Source organism: Enterococcus sp. AZ095b, assembly GCF_051714725.1.
In the GTDB taxonomy this organism is placed as follows: Bacteria; Bacillota; Bacilli; order Lactobacillales; family Enterococcaceae; genus Enterococcus_B; species Enterococcus_B pernyi.
Window position 1 is genome coordinate 1,080,001 of the sequence record NZ_JBIOSL010000001.1, and the last position, 20,027, is coordinate 1,100,027.

Annotated in this window: 22 protein-coding genes, 1 tRNA gene and 1 pseudogene (1 of these 24 running past the window's edge); 20 read left to right on the forward strand and 4 right to left on the reverse strand. The window is 36.7% G+C overall.

Annotated elements, in window-relative coordinates:
- Nucleotides 1–6 (forward strand) — tRNA-Leu (locus IGJ99_RS05215); it begins 78 nt to the left of the window's first position.
- A 191-nt stretch (nt 7–197) separates the two neighbouring features.
- On the opposite strand, the gene IGJ99_RS05220 is transcribed toward IGJ99_RS05215, so the two are convergent.
- Together IGJ99_RS05220 and IGJ99_RS05225 are read right to left on the reverse strand one after the other, a co-directional pair.
- Nucleotides 198–743, reverse strand: coding sequence for a hypothetical protein (locus tag IGJ99_RS05220; protein ID WP_438770657.1), 546 nt, complete (start codon nt 741–743; stop codon nt 198–200).
- Between the two features lie 167 nt (nt 744–910).
- Complete coding sequence (locus IGJ99_RS05225; protein WP_224434627.1) at nt 911–1,627, reverse strand: helix-turn-helix domain-containing protein; 717 nt, start codon at nt 1,625–1,627, stop codon at nt 911–913.
- A 596-nt stretch (nt 1,628–2,223) separates the two neighbouring features.
- Between IGJ99_RS05225 and IGJ99_RS05230 the strand changes: the two genes are divergently transcribed.
- Both IGJ99_RS05230 and IGJ99_RS05235 read left to right on the forward strand, forming a co-directional pair.
- On the forward strand, nt 2,224–3,072 hold the full coding sequence (locus IGJ99_RS05230; protein WP_137072144.1) for a hypothetical protein: 849 nt from the start codon (nt 2,224–2,226) through the stop codon (nt 3,070–3,072).
- 3 nt (nt 3,073–3,075) lie between these two features.
- Nucleotides 3,076–4,749, forward strand: a complete 1,674-nt coding sequence (locus IGJ99_RS05235; RefSeq protein ID WP_375152181.1) for a hypothetical protein — start codon at nt 3,076–3,078, stop codon at nt 4,747–4,749.
- A 181-nt stretch (nt 4,750–4,930) separates the two neighbouring features.
- On the opposite strand, the gene IGJ99_RS05240 is transcribed toward IGJ99_RS05235, so the two are convergent.
- Nucleotides 4,931–5,986 carry a LacI family DNA-binding transcriptional regulator gene (locus tag IGJ99_RS05240; RefSeq protein WP_023519434.1) on the reverse strand — a complete coding sequence of 352 codons (1,056 nt, stop codon included), beginning with the start codon at nt 5,984–5,986 and terminating at the stop codon, nt 4,931–4,933.
- A gap of 331 nt (nt 5,987–6,317) precedes the next feature.
- Here IGJ99_RS05240 and IGJ99_RS05245 point away from each other — a divergent pair, with 331 nt between their 5' ends.
- The 7 genes from IGJ99_RS05245 to IGJ99_RS05275 all read left to right on the forward strand — a co-directional run bounded on the left by IGJ99_RS05245 (nt 6,318) and on the right by IGJ99_RS05275 (nt 13,412).
- A complete protein-coding gene (locus tag IGJ99_RS05245; RefSeq protein ID WP_438770658.1) occupies nt 6,318–6,623 on the forward strand; it encodes a hypothetical protein in 306 nt (101 codons plus the stop codon).
- Entirely contained in the window at nt 6,532–8,319 is a 1,788-nt protein-coding gene (locus IGJ99_RS05250) for a DUF2264 domain-containing protein (RefSeq protein ID WP_224434629.1), read from the forward strand. The genes IGJ99_RS05245 and IGJ99_RS05250 overlap by 92 nt, the downstream gene beginning before the upstream one ends.
- Before the next feature lie 11 nt (nt 8,320–8,330).
- Nucleotides 8,331–9,464, forward strand: a complete 1,134-nt coding sequence (locus IGJ99_RS05255) for a glycoside hydrolase family 88 protein (protein ID WP_438770659.1) — start codon at nt 8,331–8,333, stop codon at nt 9,462–9,464.
- Nucleotides 9,465–9,499: 35 nt separating this feature from the next.
- On the forward strand, nt 9,500–10,765 hold the full coding sequence (locus IGJ99_RS05260) for an ABC transporter substrate-binding protein (RefSeq protein WP_010735826.1): 1,266 nt from the start codon (nt 9,500–9,502) through the stop codon (nt 10,763–10,765).
- 219 nt (nt 10,766–10,984) lie between these two features.
- Nucleotides 10,985–11,881, forward strand: coding sequence for a carbohydrate ABC transporter permease (locus IGJ99_RS05265; protein ID WP_224434631.1), 897 nt, complete (start codon nt 10,985–10,987; stop codon nt 11,879–11,881).
- A 13-nt stretch (nt 11,882–11,894) separates the two neighbouring features.
- On the forward strand, nt 11,895–12,731 hold the full coding sequence (locus IGJ99_RS05270) for a carbohydrate ABC transporter permease (RefSeq protein WP_019724157.1): 837 nt from the start codon (nt 11,895–11,897) through the stop codon (nt 12,729–12,731).
- Nucleotides 12,732–12,743: 12 nt separating this feature from the next.
- Nucleotides 12,744–13,412, forward strand: a complete 669-nt coding sequence (locus IGJ99_RS05275) for a DUF624 domain-containing protein (RefSeq protein WP_062805430.1) — start codon at nt 12,744–12,746, stop codon at nt 13,410–13,412.
- A gap of 135 nt (nt 13,413–13,547) precedes the next feature.
- Here IGJ99_RS05275 and IGJ99_RS05280 read toward each other — a convergent pair whose 3' ends face one another.
- Nucleotides 13,548–14,768, reverse strand: coding sequence for an MFS transporter (locus tag IGJ99_RS05280; RefSeq protein WP_349520185.1), 1,221 nt, complete (start codon nt 14,766–14,768; stop codon nt 13,548–13,550).
- A 464-nt stretch (nt 14,769–15,232) separates the two neighbouring features.
- On the opposite strand from IGJ99_RS05280, the gene IGJ99_RS05285 reads away from it, so the two are divergent.
- From IGJ99_RS05285 to IGJ99_RS05330, 10 genes and pseudogenes are all read left to right on the forward strand, one after another.
- Nucleotides 15,233–15,640 carry a hypothetical protein gene (locus IGJ99_RS05285; protein ID WP_438747826.1) on the forward strand — a complete coding sequence of 136 codons (408 nt, stop codon included), beginning with the start codon at nt 15,233–15,235 and terminating at the stop codon, nt 15,638–15,640.
- Entirely contained in the window at nt 15,637–15,933 is a 297-nt protein-coding gene (locus IGJ99_RS05290) for a hypothetical protein (protein WP_438770660.1), read from the forward strand. Before IGJ99_RS05285 ends, IGJ99_RS05290 begins: the two co-directional genes overlap by 4 nt.
- Complete coding sequence (locus IGJ99_RS05295) at nt 15,914–16,321, forward strand: hypothetical protein (RefSeq protein WP_041684184.1); 408 nt, start codon at nt 15,914–15,916, stop codon at nt 16,319–16,321. Before IGJ99_RS05290 ends, IGJ99_RS05295 begins: the two co-directional genes overlap by 20 nt.
- Nucleotides 16,318–16,596: pseudogene (locus IGJ99_RS05300) on the forward strand (lipase); the annotation flags it as partial. The gene IGJ99_RS05295 and the pseudogene IGJ99_RS05300, both read left to right, overlap by 4 nt.
- An 8-nt stretch (nt 16,597–16,604) precedes the next feature.
- Nucleotides 16,605–17,000, forward strand: coding sequence for a hypothetical protein (locus tag IGJ99_RS05305; RefSeq protein ID WP_438770661.1), 396 nt, complete (start codon nt 16,605–16,607; stop codon nt 16,998–17,000).
- On the forward strand, nt 16,997–17,242 hold the full coding sequence (locus IGJ99_RS05310) for a hypothetical protein (RefSeq protein WP_244062940.1): 246 nt from the start codon (nt 16,997–16,999) through the stop codon (nt 17,240–17,242). The genes IGJ99_RS05305 and IGJ99_RS05310 overlap by 4 nt, the downstream gene beginning before the upstream one ends.
- Before the next feature lie 19 nt (nt 17,243–17,261).
- The gene (locus tag IGJ99_RS05315) at nt 17,262–17,660 is read left to right on the forward strand and encodes a hypothetical protein (protein WP_244062939.1); all 399 of its coding nucleotides are present in this window, start codon (nt 17,262–17,264) and stop codon (nt 17,658–17,660) included.
- Nucleotides 17,661–17,901: 241 nt separating this feature from the next.
- On the forward strand, nt 17,902–18,309 hold the full coding sequence (locus IGJ99_RS05320; RefSeq protein ID WP_410779309.1) for a hypothetical protein: 408 nt from the start codon (nt 17,902–17,904) through the stop codon (nt 18,307–18,309).
- A gap of 70 nt (nt 18,310–18,379) precedes the next feature.
- Nucleotides 18,380–18,775, forward strand: a complete 396-nt coding sequence (locus IGJ99_RS05325) for a hypothetical protein (protein ID WP_375152662.1) — start codon at nt 18,380–18,382, stop codon at nt 18,773–18,775.
- Nucleotides 18,772–20,019 carry a lipase gene (locus tag IGJ99_RS05330; RefSeq protein WP_438770662.1) on the forward strand — a complete coding sequence of 416 codons (1,248 nt, stop codon included), beginning with the start codon at nt 18,772–18,774 and terminating at the stop codon, nt 20,017–20,019. The genes IGJ99_RS05325 and IGJ99_RS05330 overlap by 4 nt, the downstream gene beginning before the upstream one ends.
- Nucleotides 20,020–20,027 lie beyond the last annotated feature (8 nt).

A 20,027-nucleotide genomic window follows, 5' to 3' on the forward strand; every position in this document is an offset into this window, starting at 1 on the left:
CCGGTATTTTGCACTAATGTAGTCTATACGTTGGTGCTTTTTTCTTTGTTTGACGTTATCGGCATTGAGACATATATACGAACGGATAATATACGCCAGGAAAAATATCTAAGTGATTAAAAATAGCCTGTATAGTTTGTTGTGGAAGTGGCTGAATTTAAATGAGTGATTCTATCCATTAGAAGCGTCCAATCCTCTTATGTAGGAATATTAGGCAAACGGTGAATCGGACACGGGAAATCTTCGTTTACATGTAGATCATAGTTGCAGATGATCAGGTTGGCTTGATGATCATTGATTTCTTTTTTTGTCACTGGTTGTTCAATCAAAAATTTGACTGAGATTTGTCGCAAGAAGAGTAATTCTGCTTCTTGAATAATATAATCGTCCATCGAGGGACAACTTTGTAGTGCTACGATGACCCTCAGAGGTTGTTGTGAGTTGATCCTTAAAATCGTTGCATGGAACGTGGTCAGGCTAGCAACTAAATGATCAAGATGTGTGAACTCAAACATCGGATGGACTTTTAATCGCTCTAAATGCTGAAGCCAAAGGTGAAAAAGCTCTGGGTATTTTTTTTTCATTAAATCAATCAAAGCAACAGAGGTCATTTCATATGAAGGGCTCATCTTTGAGAGTAATCTCGTATTGATCAAGAAGGCTTCGATTTTATCTAAAGCACCATTATCCAGCATCTGTTTTGGAAAAACCTGTAATAAAAAACGTTGGACTGCATCGACCACCACTGCACCTTCTTGACAACGAAAGGCGTAGGTTCGTTCTTCATCTAATCCTTGCCAATTTGAATAAGAGACACAATGTAAAAAAACAAGATACAGCCATAGCGATTCTGATTCAGGAATCGTTAGCTTGAAGAGTGAAGAATAGTAGGAGGCAATCAGATGTTCAATCAGCTGATTGCCTCGATTTTTTTGACTAAAGCAACGGTGCTATTGTTAAAGTGACAAAAATTTTTAGACTGCCCTCTAACTTTAGCAATCGATAACCAAAGCGAAAAACGAAAATGGCTAAAATGTAGAAAAGTTATCCCACTTTTTCGACCATGAGCGATAATTGAATGCGCATGGTGATTGCTATCAGAATCGATGATCTGACTATCACCAAAGCTTGAATAAAAAGAAAAGAGTAAAAAACGAATATCTTCTTCTTTGCCAATAAAAGTGAGCGGACCGGTTGCTTTCGATATGCGATACTCTTTCAGTACTTCATTCATATGACGAATGATATTGAAAATTGAACTACGAGAGATCATCAAGTAGTCCGATAATTGTTCTGTACTATACGTTTTGTTATGAAGCAATAGATCCATCATACGATAAATGGTTGTATCTTTAGCTAGTATAGTAATGACTGAATCGACAGAGATTTCTTGAGGGTCTATTTGTAAGAATCCTTGTTCATTGTAAGTAATCTGAAAATCAATCGTAGGTAAGGAATGATTGATAATATCGATATCTTTTCGTAAAGTTGGTTTTGAAATTCCTAATTTTTGTGATAGATCACTAAGGGTTAAATTCTTACTTTGGTGCGTACGTATAAACTGTAGTAAGTTATACTGTCGTTTGAATTGATTATCTAATTGTAATGTCATAGGTAAATTATTCATGAGAGAAACCTTTCTTTAAGACAAATGTAGAATTTGATAATAAGTACACTTTAGAAGATGAAAATATAGTTATTACTAATAGTGTATTAGTTATTTAAAATTTAATCAATTTTTTTATCATTATTTTCACATTTTTATTTAACTATTTCCGATGAGCGATGATTTACCCGACTTTTTTTGGCATTATCTTTGATAAAACTTATTTTTAAGCGGTGAATTTCATTTGTGAATTAGATGAAATATTATTTTAAATAGATAAAACGTTATGCTGAATCTCATTTTTCTTAAATTTAATAATGAATATAATTGATTTTGTGTAATTTTAGTTAGAGATACAAGGTTATTTATTTACTTAATCTAATTTTATTTTAAATAAAAACTTATTTTATGGATATAAATATGTAGTGAGATATTCAGTTGGTAACAATGATTTTTAGCAGTAGTAACAAGTTTGAATCTGAATTTATTAGAAATGGAAATAGTATTTCTAACTAAATAACGAAAATTAAATTACTAAATATTTAGTAAAATAAATCGTTTTCTTTTCTTGCCAGTCACGTTATAATAGATAAAAATGATCACTAGGGGGTAGTGAAATGACGAAGTTAACATTAGCGATTTATGATAAAGAAAGAGTTCCAAGAAAAAGTTTTCAAGGAGAAGAAGAAATAGAAAAAGATTTGGTTGTGACAGCAGAAAATTTTGTGCATTTGTCTATGAGAAAATTTGAGTACCAAGAAGGAGATCAAATTGCTGTCGAAATGGATGAGTCTGGGAGGTACCTATGGGTCAAACTAGATGAAACTTTAGAAAGTTCACTGATCTATCTACCGGGAAATAAATGGACCTATGAAGTATCATTTCATTCCAATCGTATCAAAGCCAGACCGGAGACTCGTTTTTCTGGGGGACGACATTATCTAAGTGTTCGTTGTGCTTCTGAAGAGGAAGTGAAGATGTATCGTAATTTAGCGTTGAATCCGCATGATCAAAAAGAAGAAACTGGTGCGTATCCACATGCGAGTGCAAATGTGGAAACGAGAAATGATGCCACTTTCTTTGCATGTAATGCGATTGATGGCGTATACGCGAATCATTCTCATGGTTCATACCCATTTCAATCTTGGGGCATCAATCAGCAAGCTGATGCAGCTTTGACGATTGGTTTTGGTCGAGAGGTCCAATTGGATAAAGTTGGTTTTACATGGCGAGCAGACTTTCCACATGATAGTTACTGGACGAATGTGACGATTCAGTTTGACGATGGAACTAGTGAAACGTTTGCGACCGAAAAAACAGCTCAACCACAATATTTTTCATTTAGTGCAAGAAAGACCAAAACTATTCGCTTTTGTGATCTTATTCAAGCGAATGACCCATCGCCGTTTCCTGCATTGACGCAAATTGAATTGTGGGGCATGAATGATCAGCCGATGAAAGGATAAGCAATGAAAAAATACTTTTTGAAGCAACTGTCAGAAGCCAAAAAAGAGTATCTTACGAATAAAGTAGTTCCTGAGTTGCCAGTCTCGGGGTATAGAGAGTTTTTGATGACTGGAGAGCGATTGGTTTTTGAGAAGGCGTACTTTGCAAGACGTAAACATGCTACTGTCTTGGCGTTGTCCTTATTGCAAAAAAAAGAAGCCGAAGTAGTTGAAGGGTTAGAACAAGTTTTGTGGGGGATCTGCAATGAGTATAGTTGGAGTTTACCAGCTCATTTACCAATTGAAGCGAATCACTTTCGTGTGGATTCCCCGACATGGATCGATTTATTTGCAGCTGAGACAGGACAAATGTTAGCAGAGATAGTCAAGTTGTTTGAGAAAGAATTATCTGAACTATTGATGTTTCGAATCCGGTCGGAAATCGATCGACGACTCTTCGTTCCTTTTGTAACAAACACATGGCCGTTTGAATCATTTGAGAACAATTGGAGTGCGGTTGTAGGTGGTTCGATTGGTATGGCTGCCTTGGATATACAAGAAAAAGGCGGTAAATCACAAGCGGAGATATTGAGGAAAGTAGATCGTTGTATGGCCTCTTATTTACGAAGTTTTGGGATGGATGGCGCATGTGAGGAAGGCGTCAGCTATTGGGCATATGGATTTGGTTATTATATTTATTTTGCAGAAAAATACCAACAAGTTTATGATGATGACCGCTATCTGTTGGGTGATAAAGTGAAAAAGATCGCGGCTTTCCCTAATGATGTGATGCTCGCTGAAACAGAGGCTATACCGTTTTCCGACTACCACCCAGCGGACTTACCAAGTGGATTATTGAGTTTCTGTCAGGAAAGGTTCCATGTCGCAATTCCTGAAGTTGTGAGAATCAATGACTTAGATTTTGATCATTGTTATCGTTTTGCCCCTTTATTACGTAATTTACTCTGGTCAAAAAGACATATTGTGAATAATCAAAAAGAAGTCCTTCATTATTTTGAGGATGTAGCATGGGGCGTTCTTCAATCTTCGAAAGAAAATTTGGTGTTTGCAGCAAAGGGAGGACGAAATGATGAAAGCCATAATCATATAGATATTGGTCATTTCGTATTTGGTACGAGAGAAGACTTATTTCTTACCGATCTTGGAGCGGGAGAATATACAAAAGATTACTTTGATGAAAAAACACGTTATCTTTTCTTAGTGAACAGCGCACTTGGGCATAGTATTCCTATCGTTGCGAACAGTTACCAATTACCTGGAGCTGTTGCGGCAGAACATACGAGTTTTCAATCAACGAGAACTGGTGGAGTCTTCAAGACAGAATTGGCTTCCACGTATCCTTCGCAGATAGGACTACGCCAGATGGATCGGACAATAGAAGTGGATCGTTCGAAACGACAACTTGTTTTGAGTGATGCATTTACATTCGAAAAAGAAAATCAGTTAGTTATTGAAAATTTTATAACGACGAATCCAGTGGAAGTTATAGGGAAAACGGTATGTATCACAGGAGAAAAAGAAAAGTGTGAGATGTATTTTTCAAAACCTGTGCAGTTGATCAAAGAAAGTTATTACGATCACTATGGCCAAAAAAATGAAGCTACGCTGATCCAAGCGACTTATCAGTTGCTGAAAGAAGAAACAATCCAGATCGAGATTGCGATCAAAAGTAAATGAGGGCACGTGATTATCAGCGGTAAGCGTGGGACTTGTTTAATGGAATGAGGTAGTGACACACACATCCTCGCAACTGAATAAATGGTGTTTCAGAAGCAATTCCTTCGTAAATAAGCTAGAAAACCCCAAAGTTTTAAAAATTCGGGTTTTCTAGCTTATTTATCGGAAGTTCATCTATCAATCATGAGTTCTTTTTATTTGGTGGGGTAGTTGAGCCACGGACGATTAATTCTGTATCTAATAGGATTCGTTTCGCAATACCAGGGGAGTGGATACGTTCGTGTAAAAGATTGATGCCTGTTTCGCCCATTTCCTCTGTATAAGCTCTGACCGTTGAAAGGGGTGGCGTGATGTAGCGAGAAATTGATAAATCATTGATACCCATCACGCTGATCTGTTTAGGTACTTGGATCTGATGAGCATTCAATGTATGGATGATACCGATAGCAAAAGCATCATTTGCGGCTAAAATGGCAGTCGGTAGATCGTCTTGCCATTGTACTAAGGCTTTTTCTGTCAGTGATTCACTCGTTTTGACGTCAAGAGAACTATTTTCTTTTACGAAAAAATATTTTTCGTCGAATAGCTGATGATGTTTCATCATATCGATATACGTATTAGTCGTTGGTGTTTTGTAGGTTCGATACCCGTAGAGATTGGCACTTTCTTCTGCACCGATATAGGCAATCTTTTTATGTCCTAAATCTAAGAGATGAGTAAGTGCGACTTCAGTGGCTTGACCAAAATCAGTATTGACACAGTCATAATCGTGAAAAGGAAAATTTGATCCGACGACGCATAGATTTGGCGCAGTAGTATTTAATTCATCAATTTTTTCTTGCGTGAATTTACCGATTGCTAAGATGCCATCGACTGCTTGGATTTGATGTTGTTCGTTTTGGGAAAAGTTAATGACGTGATAGCCAAGTTCTACTGCACGTTTTTCGGCAGCTAAACGAATGGACATGTAATAAATATCTTCTAGTTCTTCGTCACTCGTGCGCCAAGTAATCAAACCAAGGACACCTTTTTTTTTCAACAGTCCATTTGCTGAGTGAGAATTGCCATTTTTTTTTGCCTTCTTTTTATATTTAGTGTAGTTCAGCTTTTCTGCAATTTCGAAAACTTTACGTTTGGTTTCTTCTGTTGCTGAGAGTGTATCATCATAATTTAAAACGCGTGAAACAGTAGAAATCGATACGCCTGCTTCCTTTGCGATGTCGGTGATCGTCGCCATAAGCTACCTCCGGATAATAGACTTTATTAATTATAGTATAGGTGATTTCAGTAAAAAGGCAAGTAAAAATGTTTATTTTTTTACCAAAAAAATGTTGACTTTTTACTAATTTTAGGTAAAATTTAGTAAAAGAAAACGATTTCATTAGGAGGGGAGCCAAATCAAACGATTTCTCTTCGGATTACAATTCATTTTTATCGTTAGTTTTTGTACAGGATGTCAAACAAATAGCCGACAACAAGAGAAGGCTTTTGAAAATCAAATCAAAGAAGAAATCCAGCAAAAGGCGCATGTTTTTACTGAAAAAGAATATCAGTCAGCGAAGGTTCCATTGCATCAGTGGGTAAAAATCGAAGGAAAAATTATACGATCAGATGGTAAAGAACAAATAGAAAAAGGCGATCGCTTTATTCTGAGAAGTGGTTCCAGTGATTACCAAGTATTCAATGAACAAGCAGCATCAATCAATGTGGGCGATGAAGTGATCGTTTACGGAGAATATTATGGGTTTATCAAAGGATTTTTAATTGAAAGGGAGAATATACATGCAACAATTTCGTACAAAAAAACAATGGCAAGAAAATTTTCGTCAGTTAATGGCACCGTTACGTCCTTATTACAAAAATCAACCGGGTAAATTAAAACTAGGAACACATGGCACCGTCTATTCAGAGGCAACAAGAGAAGTTGAAGCATTTTTACGACCACTCTGGGGATTTGGTCCTTATCTGGTCGACGAAGATGATGCTGAATTAGCATCTGATTATCTGAAAGGAATCATTGCAGGGACTGATCCACAGAGTGATGAGTATTGGGGGACAGTAACAGACTATGACCAGTTGATTGTCGAGATGGCTTCAATAAGTACGACGTTGCTTTTGAATCCTGAAAAAATCTGGGGACGTTTAACTTCGATGGAACAGACGAACTTGGCAGAATGGTTATTCACAGTCAATTCGCATAAAATACCTAAAAATAATTGGTATTTTTTCCGTATCTTGGTGAATATCGCATTGAAAAAATGTGGCAAATCCTATTCACAGCAACAAATCGATCAAGATTTTGAAGTGATCGAGCATTTTTACAATGACAATGGTTGGTATTTTGACGGGGCAGATACGCAATATGATTACTACGTCTCATTTGCGATCCATTATTACAGCTTAGTATATGCCCGTTTTATGGCAGAGCAAGATCCAGTCCGCACAAAACGGATCAAAGAGCGGGCCGTTCTTTTTGCTCAAACATTTAAATATTGGTTTGATGCTAATGGCGAAGCATTACCTTTTGGTCGTAGCTTGACATACCGCTTTGCCCAAGCGAGCTTTTTCAGTGCCTTGGTGTTCGCTGATGTGGAAGCACTCCCTTGGGGTGAGATCAAAGGGTTGCTTAGTCGTCATTTAGAAAACTGGATGGATAAAGAGATTTTCTCGACAGATGGGCTTCTAACTGTTGGATATCATTATCAAAATCTAGTGTTTGGAGAAGGGTATAACGGACCGGGTTCTCCTTATTGGGCAATGAAGAGTTTTCTCTTATTGGCTGTACCTGATGATCATCCGTATTGGCAAGCAGAAATATGTCCACTACAAATTGAAGAAAAGACGCTAGCATTGCCGGAAAGTAAAAATTTTTACCAATACAATCAGTCATTGACGCATCTTCAAGCTTTCCCAGCTGGGCAGTTTGTCAATCAGCAAAGCTTCCCACATGCCAAATATAGTAAATTCGTCTATTCGACACGCTTCGGTTTCAGTGTCCCAAAATCTGATTATTGGTATTACGAAGGTGCTTACGACAGTACGTTAGCTTTGGCAAAAGATGGTCATTATTTCCGTCCGAAAGGGTTAGACCTAGATTTTTCTGTTCTACCTGATCGTATCATCCATGAGTGGTCTCCGTGGGAAGACGTCAAAATTCATTCCACGATCGTTCCACTGGAAAACTGTCATGTCAGAGTTCATGAAATTGAAACAACAGATTCTATACATGCTTATGACGGAGGTTTTAGTGTCCCTCTCGAACAGACTTTGCCAAAAGCAGACACGTTAAGTATCGAAGCAAAAACAAGTATCGGAATCTCAAAGATCGAGGGCATCATCGGGTATGAAAAAGCGGATGTTGTGCGAACGGAACCAAATACGAATCTCTTTTACCCACGTACGATGATACCTTTTGTCTCAGCTGAGATCTCCTCAGGCAAACACTTGCTTGTATCCCTTGTTTCAGGGACTTTACCTGGTGAAACAGTGATCCAGCCAGTTATTGAGCAAAAAGGACAAAAATTACTTATCCAACAAAAGAATCAAACGATCGAACTAACGATTAGATAATGGAGGTAGGAATGACACAATTTGATTGGTTGACACATGAAATTGATTTTGTAACTAATAAAGTCAAAAAAAATCTGACACTTTTTCAAGATACCGTACCACCTGCTGCGAGCGTAGACCTTGTCTACGTTCCAGAGGAAAACACGGATTGGACAGCTAGTTTTTGGATAGGGATGCTCTTCCTAGTAAAAGAACTGACGAATGACCAAGCGGTTGATGCAACGATCGAAAAACAATTGGCATCTTTTCGTCAACGCCTTGAAAATGACATTGCGCTTGAAACGCACGATATCGGTTTTTTGTACACACTCTCAGCAGTAGCTGATTATCAAGTGAACCGACGGGAATCTTCAAAAGAATTAGCAATTCAAGCAGCGGATCGGCTGATGAAGCGTTATGACGTTAATACACAGATCATTCAAGCTTGGGGAGATTTAAAGGATGAGCACCAACGTGGGCGTATGATCATCGATTGTCTGATGAACTTACCGCTTCTGTATTTTGCATCTAATATGACGGGAGAGAGCAGTTATAAAGAAGCTGCCTATGCCCATGCCAAACAAACACAACGTTACATCGTTCGTGATAATTTTACGACATATCATACGTATTATTTTGATCCGAAAACTGGCAAAGCAATCGGTGGTAAGACACAACAAGGATTTTCAGATGATTCTTGTTGGGCGCGTGGGCAAGCATGGGGAATCTATGGCTTTACACTGAGTTATAATCATACAGGTGATTACACGTTTTTAGAAACAGCCAAAAAACTGGCTAACTATTTCATCGACTGCTTACCAGAAGACACTATCTGTTATTGGGATTTAGTATTTCATGATGGCAGTGGTGAAGAAAGAGACACTTCCGCTGCGGCAATCGCGGTGTGTGGTTTATTGGAACTGGCGAAGCAACTGCCATTAAGCGATCCGAAAAAAGAATATTATCGGACTGTTGCTATCACAATTATGAAAACGTTATCAACTAAATATACAAGTGTGGATTCGCCACAATCGAACGGCTTGTTACTTGAAGGAGTCTATGACAAAAAATCAAATAAAGGAGTGAAGGAGTGCATGATCTGGGGGGATTACTACTATGTAGAAGCCATGATAAGACTGAAAAAAGTTTGGTACAGTTACTGGTAAAAAACTAAGATGAAAGAAATGGAGGGAATTGGAATATGAAGTTTTGGAAAAAAAGTTTAGTTACTGGATTACTTGTTAGTGGAGGGCTATGGTTGGGGGCCTGCGGAAATGAAAACCAAGCACAAGATCAAACGGACGGAACGGTGTTGACAGTCAGTACATGGAATTATGATACTACGCCAGAATTTGACAAACTTTTTCGGGCATTTGAAAAGGAAAATCCTGGGGTAACAGTGAAACCAGTAGATATTGCTTCAGATGATTATGATACGAAATTGACCACGATGTTAGCTAGCGGAGATTCGACAGACGTGTTGACGATGAAAAATCTCTTGTCTTATTCAAACTATGCATTAAGAGATCAATTAGTCGATCTATCTTCACACATCAAAGATTTAGACACAGACCCTGCAATGGAAAGCTACGAGATGTATGATATTGATGGAAAAACCTATGCGCAACCGTATCGTACAGACTTTTGGGTGCTTTATTATAATAAAAATTTATTTGATGAGGCAGGATTGCCTTATCCAGATAATTTGACTTGGGAAGAATACGAAGAATTAGCGAAAGAACTTTCAAAACCAGAAGAGCAAGTATACGGTGCATACCAACATACGTGGCGTTCGACTGTTCAAGCGATTGCTGCTGCGCAAAATAATAAAAATCTGGTGGAGCCAGATTATGGATTTTTAGGTGAGTACTATGACCGTGTATTGCGGATGCAAGAAGACCAAGCACAGATGGATTTTGGTACGGCCAAGTCGACGAATGTGACCTATCAATCTCAATTTGAAAACTCCAAGGCAGGAATGATGTATATGGGCTCTTGGTACATGGGCGCTTTGTTGACTAATATCGATGCTGGAACAACAGATGTGGAGTGGGGGATTTCTCAAATGCCACAAAATGAAAAAGGAAAGGAAATCCAAACATTTGGGTCACCAACAGCCTTTGCAATCAATAAGAACTCGAAAGAACAAGAACTAGCGCAAAAATTCCTTGATTTTTGTTCGGGTGAAGCGGGAGCTAAAGTATTAGCAGAAGTAGGTGTAGTACCTTCTTATCGAACAGATGCGATCAATGAGTTGTACTTTAGCCACAACGGAATGCCAAATGACGAAGTCTCACAAACAGCTTTCAAGCCGGAGAAAATCGCTATTGAGTTTCCAGTGGATGAAAACGGACCAGCTATCGATAAGATTTTACAAGAAGAACATGAACTGATTTTAGTAGGAGACGAAACACCAAAAGAAGCAATTGGTAATATGGAAAAACGAGTAAAACAAGAAAGTGAATAAAAAGGTGTGTGGCAATTTTGTCTTGAAGGTGTAAGATTTTTTTCATTTTCATATCAAATAAATAAGGGGGATAAATGATTTTCCTCCGCTATCTTGTCAACTATATGCTGAAGGAGCTTTCTCTACGCCTTCAGTGTATAGCTAACAGGAATACCTGTTATTGCCTTTAATGAAAGGGGGAGCGTTAAAAGAACCAATTGGTTCTTTTAACATCAAGCTATGGAAGTAACGAAGTCAGCTTCACGTAAACTAAAACGTAAAAATACATTGATTGCTTGGTCATTTATTGCGCCAAATTTTATTGGATTTTTGATTTTTACTTTAGTACCTGTTGTTTTTTCATTGATTTTAGCCTTTATGAAATGGGATTCCTTTAGTACACCCGAATTTGTTGGTCTGCAAAATTTCACTCGCATGTTATCGGATGATACATTTTGGCTCTCTCTTAAAAACACCTTTTTGTATACGATCGGTGTGGTTCCGTTGACATTGGTATGTTCATTGGGCTTGGCCATTTTATTGAATCAGAAAATCAAAGGAGTCAAATTTTTTCGGACAGCTTTTTTCTTTCCGTATGTCACATCATTAGTGGCAATCGCAGTGGTGTGGAGTATGTTGTTCCATCCTACTATGGGACCGATTAACCAGTTTTTACGTGTGGTTATCGAAAATCCCCCTGGTTGGTTGTCTAGTTCAGATTGGGCATTGACAGCGATCATTATCGTTAGTGTCTGGCGAGGAATGGGGTACTACATGATTTTATACTTAGCTGGCTTACAAGGGATCTCGAAAGAATTGTACGAAGCAGCTGCAATGGATGGTGCGAATAAATGGAAACAATTCATCCACATCACCGTGCCTGCATTGCGCCCAACAACCTTTTTTGTGACGATCATGTTGGTTATCAACTGCTTCAAGATTTTTGACCTTGTTCAAGTGATGACTGATGGAGGACCGGGGCGTGCGACCAATGTGTTAGTTTATCAAGTTTATAGTGAAGCGCTCGTAAAATTCAATTTCGGCTATGCTTCAGCGATTGCTATGGTCTTGTTTGTCATCGTCCTTGTGATTACAGTCATCCAGTTTAAATGGAATCAGATCCGAGAGAAAGTGTAAAGGAGGAAAACGGATGAATAATCGATCAGAAAAAAAATCATTTCACAAAATTTTAGTATTTACGTTACTTCTAATTTTTTCACTGCTCACTTTGATCCCTTTTATCTGGATGATCTCTGCGTCATTCAAAGCAAACAATGATGTCTTTTCGGTTCCGATCCAATGGATACCTAAAACCTGGCATCCAGAAAACTATTCGGTCATTTGGACACGCATTCCATTATTGACCTTTTTCAAAAATACAGCTATTTTAAGTATCGTGATTACGCTGATCCAGTTATTTACATCAAGCTTTGCTGCTTATGGATTTTCCAAAATGCACTTTAAAGGAAGAAACCTCCTTTTTCTTGCATATATTGGTACGATCGCTGTTCCATGGCAATCCTATATGATCCCACAATTTATCATGATGCGGCAATTAGGATTATCTGATACGTTACTTTCTTTGATTTTGTTACAAGCATTTAGTGCGTTTGGCGTATTTTTATTGAAACAATACTATAGTAGTATTCCCGATTCACTTTGCGAAAGTGCAAGAATCGATGGATTATCCGAATGGGGCATCTATCGCAGGATCATCTTACCATTGACTAAACCAGCTTTGGCTAGTTTGACGATCATCACTTTTGTCAATACATGGAATGACTACATGGGACCTTTTATTTATCTGTCATCTACAGAAAATAAAACGATCCAATTAGGATTAAAAATGTTCGTCGGATTGTATGATACTGAATATGCCTTGATCATGGCAGCGTCTGTGTTGTCTGTTTTACCAGTTGCGATCGTCTTTTTAGCCATGCAAAAATATTTTGTTGAAGGTATTGCTTCTTCTGGGGTCAAAGGATAGAAAGGAAAGGCTATGTTTAAAAAGCAAACATTTGAAACGAATGTTTACATGAAGCTGTTTCGTTTAGCATATAGTTTTCTGGCGGGTAATTTATGCTTATTACTTGTGAATCTCCCATTTTTTTTAGTCGTAGTAACTACTGCAATCGATATCAGGAATAGCCTCTTTTTCTTAGGAAGTCTGTTTTTTTTCTTACCTGCCACCATGACAACTTTTGCCTGGTTTGTCGAGGGAATCCAAGAAAATGAAGTACCAGTCAAAACTTTTTTTCAATTGTATCGCTCGTTATGGAAAAAAAGTATGTACTTAGGTGGTCCAGGATATCTTGTAATCGTGATTTCTTTTGTCGATATCCTGTTTTTCATGGACCAACCAATCGGAAAATGGCTCATTCCTTTCTTTTTTATATTCATTATCTTGGCCATTAATCTGATGATCAATAATTTTTATCTCCAAGTGAAAAATCCAGAAATCTCCATACGAAAAATCTACCATGTCTCTTTCTATTATGTAGTGAGAAAATGGTACATTAGTTTATTGAATACTGTGTTGGTGTTTCTTTTGTTGGTCGTGATGGTCGTTAAGCCCCAATTTGGTTTCTTGGTCACACCCTGCTTATTTTTAGGTTTGATTTATTTGAACTGCAAGCAGACGTATCGCTATCTAAATCAAAATAAGTAGCTGTTAACACATAAAAAATGAAAACGAATAGGCCCCCAAAGGTTAGACCAAAAAATCTAACTCTTGGGGGCTAATCATTTCAAATAGTATTCATTTATCGGTGGCTGGAAGATTTCGAAAAAAGGTCAATAGATCCTAAAATCGAAAGCTTTTTCCGACCAATAGCCATAGGACAAGTGGTATCAGCATAAGCCCACTTGCTATCATGATCCAATCGATTGAAAGCATATCTGCTAATGGACCTAGGATCAACATCGTAGCTGGAGAAGCACTACTGATCGCCATCGTTACTAAGCTCATAACACGCCCCATATGTGCGTTATCCGTTTTTGCTTGAAAGAATGAAACCATAGCAGTTCGTGAGATGGGCACAATAAAACCAATTGCTACCATCATGACGAAATACAACCAAAAACTTGATGTGATACCTAATATAAAAAAAGGAAGGATCAATAATGAATAGCCTAAAGCAATCGTTTTGATTTTATTTTTGAAACCTCCCCAAGTACTCATCACAGATCCTCCAACTAACATCCCAGCAGCAAAACCAATCTCAATGGCTGATAGCTGCCATAGTCCGTCATGAAAATTACGAGTGATTTGTAAAGGCGCTAAATTTGCAGCAGGTGTAGAAAATATACTGCCCATAAAACCAACAAGGATCAGTGCGAGCAGGATTTTATGAGTACGGAGGTATTTGATACCTGAGTTTATTTCGGATAACATGTTTATTTTATTTGTTTCTTGAGATTTCATTGGAGAAACTGTTACTCGAAAAAACAGCATAGTCACACCGATAACCGCTGTCACAAAGTCGATCATCAATATCATCTCTAAAGGTAAAACTGTCAGTAATGTTGCTGCTAATGCAGGACTTGCAAGCATCATCACAGCTTGGATCGTTTGATCAATGCCGTTGATCCGTACTAAGTGCTTTTCTTTGGCAATTTGTGGAATGAGCGAAGAGACAGCAGGCGTTTGAAATCCTTGACCTACAGAGCGAATGAATATCAGTCCCAATAATAAGAAAAGATTATGCTCCATTTCTTTGTTTATCATCAATAAAATCGCCATGAACAAAGAAGCAAGTGCAACGCAGCTATCAGATAAAATAGCGATTTTTTTTCGGTCGTAATGATCAGCAAGTGCTCCTGCAAAAGGCATGACCAGCACCATTGGTAAGATGCCAATAGCGTTCATCAAACCAACCATCGTTCCTGATTGGGTTGATAATGTGACATGCCAAATAATAGCATACTGTACCAACATCGTTCCGATCATTGAGATGGCTTGCGATGTTAGTAAGTATGCTATGTTCGTTTTCCAATTCTTTTCATCATAAATAATTTTTGACATTTGTATTCTCTCCCTTTTGATATAAATCATGTGTTTAACAATTTATATGCCCAAAAGGGTTTTTCGGAGAATGTGTCCTAATTGCTGTCACGAATTTATCATATCTAAAAAAATTTGTAAAGAACAAATAGGAGGGAAGTATTTATGCATACGATTATGATACTAAAAAGATCTTTTATTAGGAATGTAATAAATAACAATGTAAAAATGATAGGATGAGTTGCGTAATAAATTGATCTAAGAGATAGTAGTGAAATTTAATCCTTAAATATAAAGATGAATCAACCGCATTGATTTTGGATTTTCCAAAAATGAGCAACTATTAAATAACGATTTATTTTGATGGAGAAGTAGCTGATAAATTGTTTAGAGGATGTTTCTCAGTTTTTCGTTTTTTGATTGTCTTTGACGTATCTATTAAATAGAGAAGCGAAACTTTATTTTTGAAAGGAAAAGAGGGATAGATGAGAAACCGAACAAACAAACAACTTGTAATAGGTATGGCAGTGCTGATCAGTTTGGTAATGATTGGAATCGGCGGGAAAGTATACATGGATAACAGGGAAGAAAGAAAAGTGCAAGAATTGTTAGCAGTAGAGAAACAATCGGTACGAGTATTAAAAAATACATTTGCGGATATTGCAGAGATAAAATTTGAAGGTTCTGCTAAAAATGACATGACTGGTTCGTATAGATTATTTGTAACAATGAAAAATCTAAAAGGACAATCAGTTTATTTTTCGTATGGATTTTGGAAAGAATCTAATAAGTTAGGGGAACTTGGTGTCGAGGATAGAGCAATACAAATAAAAGGTATTACTAAAAATAAAATAAGGGTGATTTATACTAGTGAGGAGGAAGAAGAGATTTGACAATTACAGACCAAGATTATCAAACTTATAGTGATGTCGTTTATTGGACAGATCCTAACAATAAAAAGAAATATGATTCTAGCTTAAAAGAAGGAGCTATACGCGACTTTAATGGTACCGAATTCAAAATACTAAAACTCAAAGAAAACTCTAAAACAGATGGCATGCAAGCTATGGCAGTTGCTCCGCTGGATGAAAAAGGGAACATTGATACTTCTCAAATAGTGATTTCTTATGCAGGAACAAATACATCAGATATTAAGGATATAGAAAATGAAAAAACGAATGAATAAACAACTGTTAATAGGTATCACAGTAATAATCAGTTTGGTAATAATCGTAATTGGAGGGAAAGTATATATGGATAAGAGAGAAGAAAGAAAAGCACAAGAATTATTAATCGCAGAAAAAGAATCGGTCCAAGCTTTGAAAAATACATTTGCGGATATTGTAGAAGTGAAAATTGAGGATACAGCTTATAACAATATGACTGGTTCATATAGAATGCTTGTTACTATGAAGAATATCAAAGACCAATCTGTTTATTTTTCGTATGGATTTGGAAAGCATAGCCGAAAAATGGGGGATTACGGAATAGAAAATAGCAGTGTACAGATTGAAGGAATTACAAAAAATAAAGTCAAAATAATTCATTCAAACGGTAAGGTGGACTATGTATGAAAATTACAGATAAAAATTATAACAAATTAAATGAAGTAGTGTATAGAATAGACCCTAACCATCTTTACTATGATCCTACTTTAAAAGAAGGAGAAATACGGAAATTTAGCGGGACTACATTCAAAATACTAAAACTTAAAGAAAACTCTAAAACAGATGGCATGCAAGCTATGGCAGTTGCTCCGCTGGATGAAAAAGGGAACGTTGATACTTCCCAAGTAGTGATTTCTTATGCAGGAACAAATACATCAGATTTTAAGGATATAGAAAATGAAAAAAATGAATGAGTAAGCAAATTTTAATAAGTATAACAGTAATGATCTGTTTGGTAATAATCGGAATCGGCGTGAAAGTATACATGGATAACAGGGAAGAAAGAAAAGCGCAAGAATTGTTAGCAGTCGAGAAGCAATCGGTCCAAGTATTAAAAAATACATTTGCGGATATTGCAGAAGTGGAAATTGAACATTTTGTTAGGAACGAAAAAACAGGTACATATGGTGGTTTTATTATAATGACAAACACGAATGGAGAATCAGTTAGTTTTGATTATCCTTTTTCAAAAAATTCCATGAAGATTGGGGGATATGGTTTAGAAAACGAAAAAGTTCAAAAAAGTGGGAGAACTACTGAAAAAATAAAAGTAGTCTATTCAAACGGTAAAGGTGAGGAAATATGATTTTAACTGATGAAAATTATAGATATTTAAGTGAGTATATTTGTTGGACAGACCCTAAACATAATAAAAATTTTAGAGAAGCTTCTATAAAATTTATTTACGGGGAAAAATTCAAAATACTAAAAATCAAAGAAAACTCTAAAACAGATGGCAACCAAGCTATGGCAGTCGCTCCACTGGATGAAAAAGGGAATGTTGATACTTCCCAAGTAGTGATTTCTTGTGCTGGAACAAATATATAGGATATTAAGGATATAGAAAATGAATAAACAAATGAAAAGGCAAATGTTAATAGGCATCACAGTAATAATTAGTTTGGTAATGATTGGAGTCGGCGGGAAAGTATACATCGATAAGAGAGAAGAAAGAAAAGCACAAGAATTGTTAATCGCAGAAAAAGAATCGGTCCAAGCTTTGAAGAATATATTTGCGGATATTTTAGAGGTGAAAATGGAAGATGCAGGATATGACAAAGTTTCCATGACGGAGGCTTATGGCATGCGCGTTACTCTAACAAATACTAAAGGCCAGTCTGTTTGTTTTTCCTATAGTTTTGGAAACCATAGTCGTGAAATTGATAGCTATGGAGTTATAGATAGAACAATACAAGTAAAAGGAATTACGAAAAATAAAGTAAAAGTGATTCATTCCAATGGTTAAGTGAGCAGGTATACTGGCTAGATCCTAAACATCCTAGATATAATATTGATTTAAAGGAATGGATTATTCAAAATTTCGGTGGGGTTGAATTCAAAATGCTAAAACTCAAAGAAAACTCGAAAACAGATGACATGCAAGCTATGGTAGTCGCTCCGTTGGATGAAAAAAGGGAACGTTGATACTTTCCGAGTAGTGATTTGTTATGCAAGAACAAATATATAAGATATTAAGGATATAGAAAATGAATAAACGAATGAAAAGACAAATGTTAATAGGCATCACAGTAATAATTAGTTTGGTAATGATTGGAGTCGGCGGGAAAGTATACATCGATAATAGAGAAGAAAGAAAAGTACAAGAATTGTTAATCGCAGAAAAAGAATCGGTCCAAGCTTTGAAGAATATATTTGCGGATATTTTAGAAATGAAAATTGAGGATACAGCTTATAACAATATGACAGGTTCATATAGAATGTTTCTTACTATGAAGAATATTAAAGACCAATCAGTTTATTTTTCGTATGGATTTGGAAAACATAGTCAAGAAATTGGTGATTATGGAATTATAGATAGCCATATACAAATTGAAGGGGTAACTAATACCAAAGTAAAAGTAACTTATTCTAATGGGGAGGAGGAAGATGTTTGAACCTAGTGAAATAGGCAGATTGGTGTATTAACGATATCGATAAGAAGCGAGAGGGATTATGAAAAAACGAATGAATAAAAAACTGTTAATAGGTATAACATTCATGCTCAGTTTGGTAATAATCGTAATTGGAGGGAAATTATACATGGATAAGAGAGAAGAAAGAAAAGCACAAGAATTGTTAGCAGTAGAGAAACAATCGGTACGAGTATTAAAAAATACATTTGCGGATATTGCAGAAGTGAAAATTGAACAATTTGATAGAAATGATATGACTGGATTTTATGGAGCAATGGTCACAATGACAAATACTAAAGGAGAGTCAGTCTATTTTGATTATGGCTTTATATCACAAACAAATAAATTAGGCGCTTATGGAATAGAAGATATAGATATACAAAAAGAAGGAATAACCACAAGAAAAATAAAAGTAACTTATAGTAATGGTCAGGAGGATGAAATATGACATTTACAGATGAGCAGTATCAGTGGCTTAGCGATAGAGTATATTGGTTAGACCCTAAGCACTTAAAGCATAATACAAGTTTTAGAGAAGGTTCTATAAAATTTATTTGCGGGAAAAAATTCAAAATACTAAAACTTAAAGAAAACTCTAAAACAGATGGCATGCAAGCTATGGCAGTTGCTCCGCTGGATGAAAAAGGGAACGTTGATACTTCCCAAGTAGTGATTTCTTATGCAGGAACAAATACATCAGATTTTAAGGATATAGAAACAGATATACGAACGATTGGTGGTTTTTTTGATAAAACAGTTAGTCCGGGTTTTTCTATGACACCTAGTCAAGCACGTGTTTCAGGGCAATTGACGTCAGCTACTGAGTTTGCGAAAGAGGTAAAGAATGAGTATAAAGATGCCGAAATTTCTACAACTGGACATTCATTAGGACAGTATCTAGCCTTGTATGTCGCAGCTGAAAACCAATGGAAAAATGTTGGGTTCAATGGACCAGATCCTTACGAACTATTATCTCCAGAATCCAAAAAATGGATAAAGGAAAATCCGGGGATGTTGACGAATTATCGTAATCGTGGGGATGAATTGCTTGGCAATCTCATGGGAGATGGAACAGGCGCAGAAATAAAAATAAGCATGGAAATGGGGTTAATGAATCCGTTTGATTATCATGGTTTAGATATTTGGAGGTTTGATAAATACGGAAATCTGATCATTCCAGAGAACGACTATAATACGAAAGCAAGTATACAACAGGAAAAACATAAAGCAATGAGTGATTTCTCAAGTCATTTGGGAACGTTGAAAAAATGGCGTGAGAAGTTTACTGCGAGTGGAGGACATTTATCAGCGAATGAGCGAATTTATTTGAATCATAGTCAAACAAAGGTAGTTGTAGAAACAATGGGACGAAAGACTAAAAGTGCAATGGAAAAAGTCATTCGAATCAATCAGAGTAGTATTGAACGAATCGAAATGAATTGGGCAGAAGAGCTACGAAGAGCGGAACATGCTGCACCTTCTTTGACTGCTTGGGAAGTAAAAGAAACATTGGCATCTGTTGGCGTGACATGGGAAACACACGTAATGACGCCAAAGGAAAAGTGTCAACAAAGAATCCAAAAAGCCAGACGAAAAGGCGAACGCTATGACGAATTGGCGAAAGAAATCAAAAATAAAATCGATGATTTAGTCGCACGAGATCAAGAATTAGCCAATCAACTAAAGGGATGAGGGAAGAA

Excerpts from the sequence above, each read along its gene's own strand:
- IGJ99_RS05225 (WP_224434627.1), bottom strand. The coding sequence starts at position 1,627 with ATGAATAATTTACCTATGACATTACAATTAGATAATCAATTCAAACGA.
- IGJ99_RS05230 (WP_137072144.1), top strand. The coding sequence starts at position 2,224 with ATGACGAAGTTAACATTAGCGATTTATGATAAAGAAAGAGTTCCAAGA.
- IGJ99_RS05235 (WP_375152181.1), top strand. The coding sequence starts at position 3,076 with ATGAAAAAATACTTTTTGAAGCAACTGTCAGAAGCCAAAAAAGAGTAT.
- IGJ99_RS05240 (WP_023519434.1), bottom strand. The coding sequence starts at position 5,986 with ATGGCGACGATCACCGACATCGCAAAGGAAGCAGGCGTATCGATTTCT.
- IGJ99_RS05250 (WP_224434629.1), top strand. The coding sequence starts at position 6,532 with ATGCAACAATTTCGTACAAAAAAACAATGGCAAGAAAATTTTCGTCAG.
- IGJ99_RS05255 (WP_438770659.1), top strand. The coding sequence starts at position 8,331 with ATGACACAATTTGATTGGTTGACACATGAAATTGATTTTGTAACTAAT.
- IGJ99_RS05260 (WP_010735826.1), top strand. The coding sequence starts at position 9,500 with ATGAAGTTTTGGAAAAAAAGTTTAGTTACTGGATTACTTGTTAGTGGA.
- IGJ99_RS05265 (WP_224434631.1), top strand. The coding sequence starts at position 10,985 with ATGGAAGTAACGAAGTCAGCTTCACGTAAACTAAAACGTAAAAATACA.
- IGJ99_RS05270 (WP_019724157.1), top strand. The coding sequence starts at position 11,895 with ATGAATAATCGATCAGAAAAAAAATCATTTCACAAAATTTTAGTATTT.
- IGJ99_RS05275 (WP_062805430.1), top strand. The coding sequence starts at position 12,744 with ATGTTTAAAAAGCAAACATTTGAAACGAATGTTTACATGAAGCTGTTT.
- IGJ99_RS05280 (WP_349520185.1), bottom strand. The coding sequence starts at position 14,768 with ATGTCAAAAATTATTTATGATGAAAAGAATTGGAAAACGAACATAGCA.
- IGJ99_RS05285 (WP_438747826.1), top strand. The coding sequence starts at position 15,233 with ATGAGAAACCGAACAAACAAACAACTTGTAATAGGTATGGCAGTGCTG.
- IGJ99_RS05295 (WP_041684184.1), top strand. The coding sequence starts at position 15,914 with ATGAAAAAACGAATGAATAAACAACTGTTAATAGGTATCACAGTAATA.
- IGJ99_RS05305 (WP_438770661.1), top strand. The coding sequence starts at position 16,605 with ATGAGTAAGCAAATTTTAATAAGTATAACAGTAATGATCTGTTTGGTA.
- IGJ99_RS05310 (WP_244062940.1), top strand. The coding sequence starts at position 16,997 with ATGATTTTAACTGATGAAAATTATAGATATTTAAGTGAGTATATTTGT.
- IGJ99_RS05315 (WP_244062939.1), top strand. The coding sequence starts at position 17,262 with ATGAATAAACAAATGAAAAGGCAAATGTTAATAGGCATCACAGTAATA.
- IGJ99_RS05320 (WP_410779309.1), top strand. The coding sequence starts at position 17,902 with ATGAATAAACGAATGAAAAGACAAATGTTAATAGGCATCACAGTAATA.
- IGJ99_RS05325 (WP_375152662.1), top strand. The coding sequence starts at position 18,380 with ATGAATAAAAAACTGTTAATAGGTATAACATTCATGCTCAGTTTGGTA.
- IGJ99_RS05330 (WP_438770662.1), top strand. The coding sequence starts at position 18,772 with ATGACATTTACAGATGAGCAGTATCAGTGGCTTAGCGATAGAGTATAT.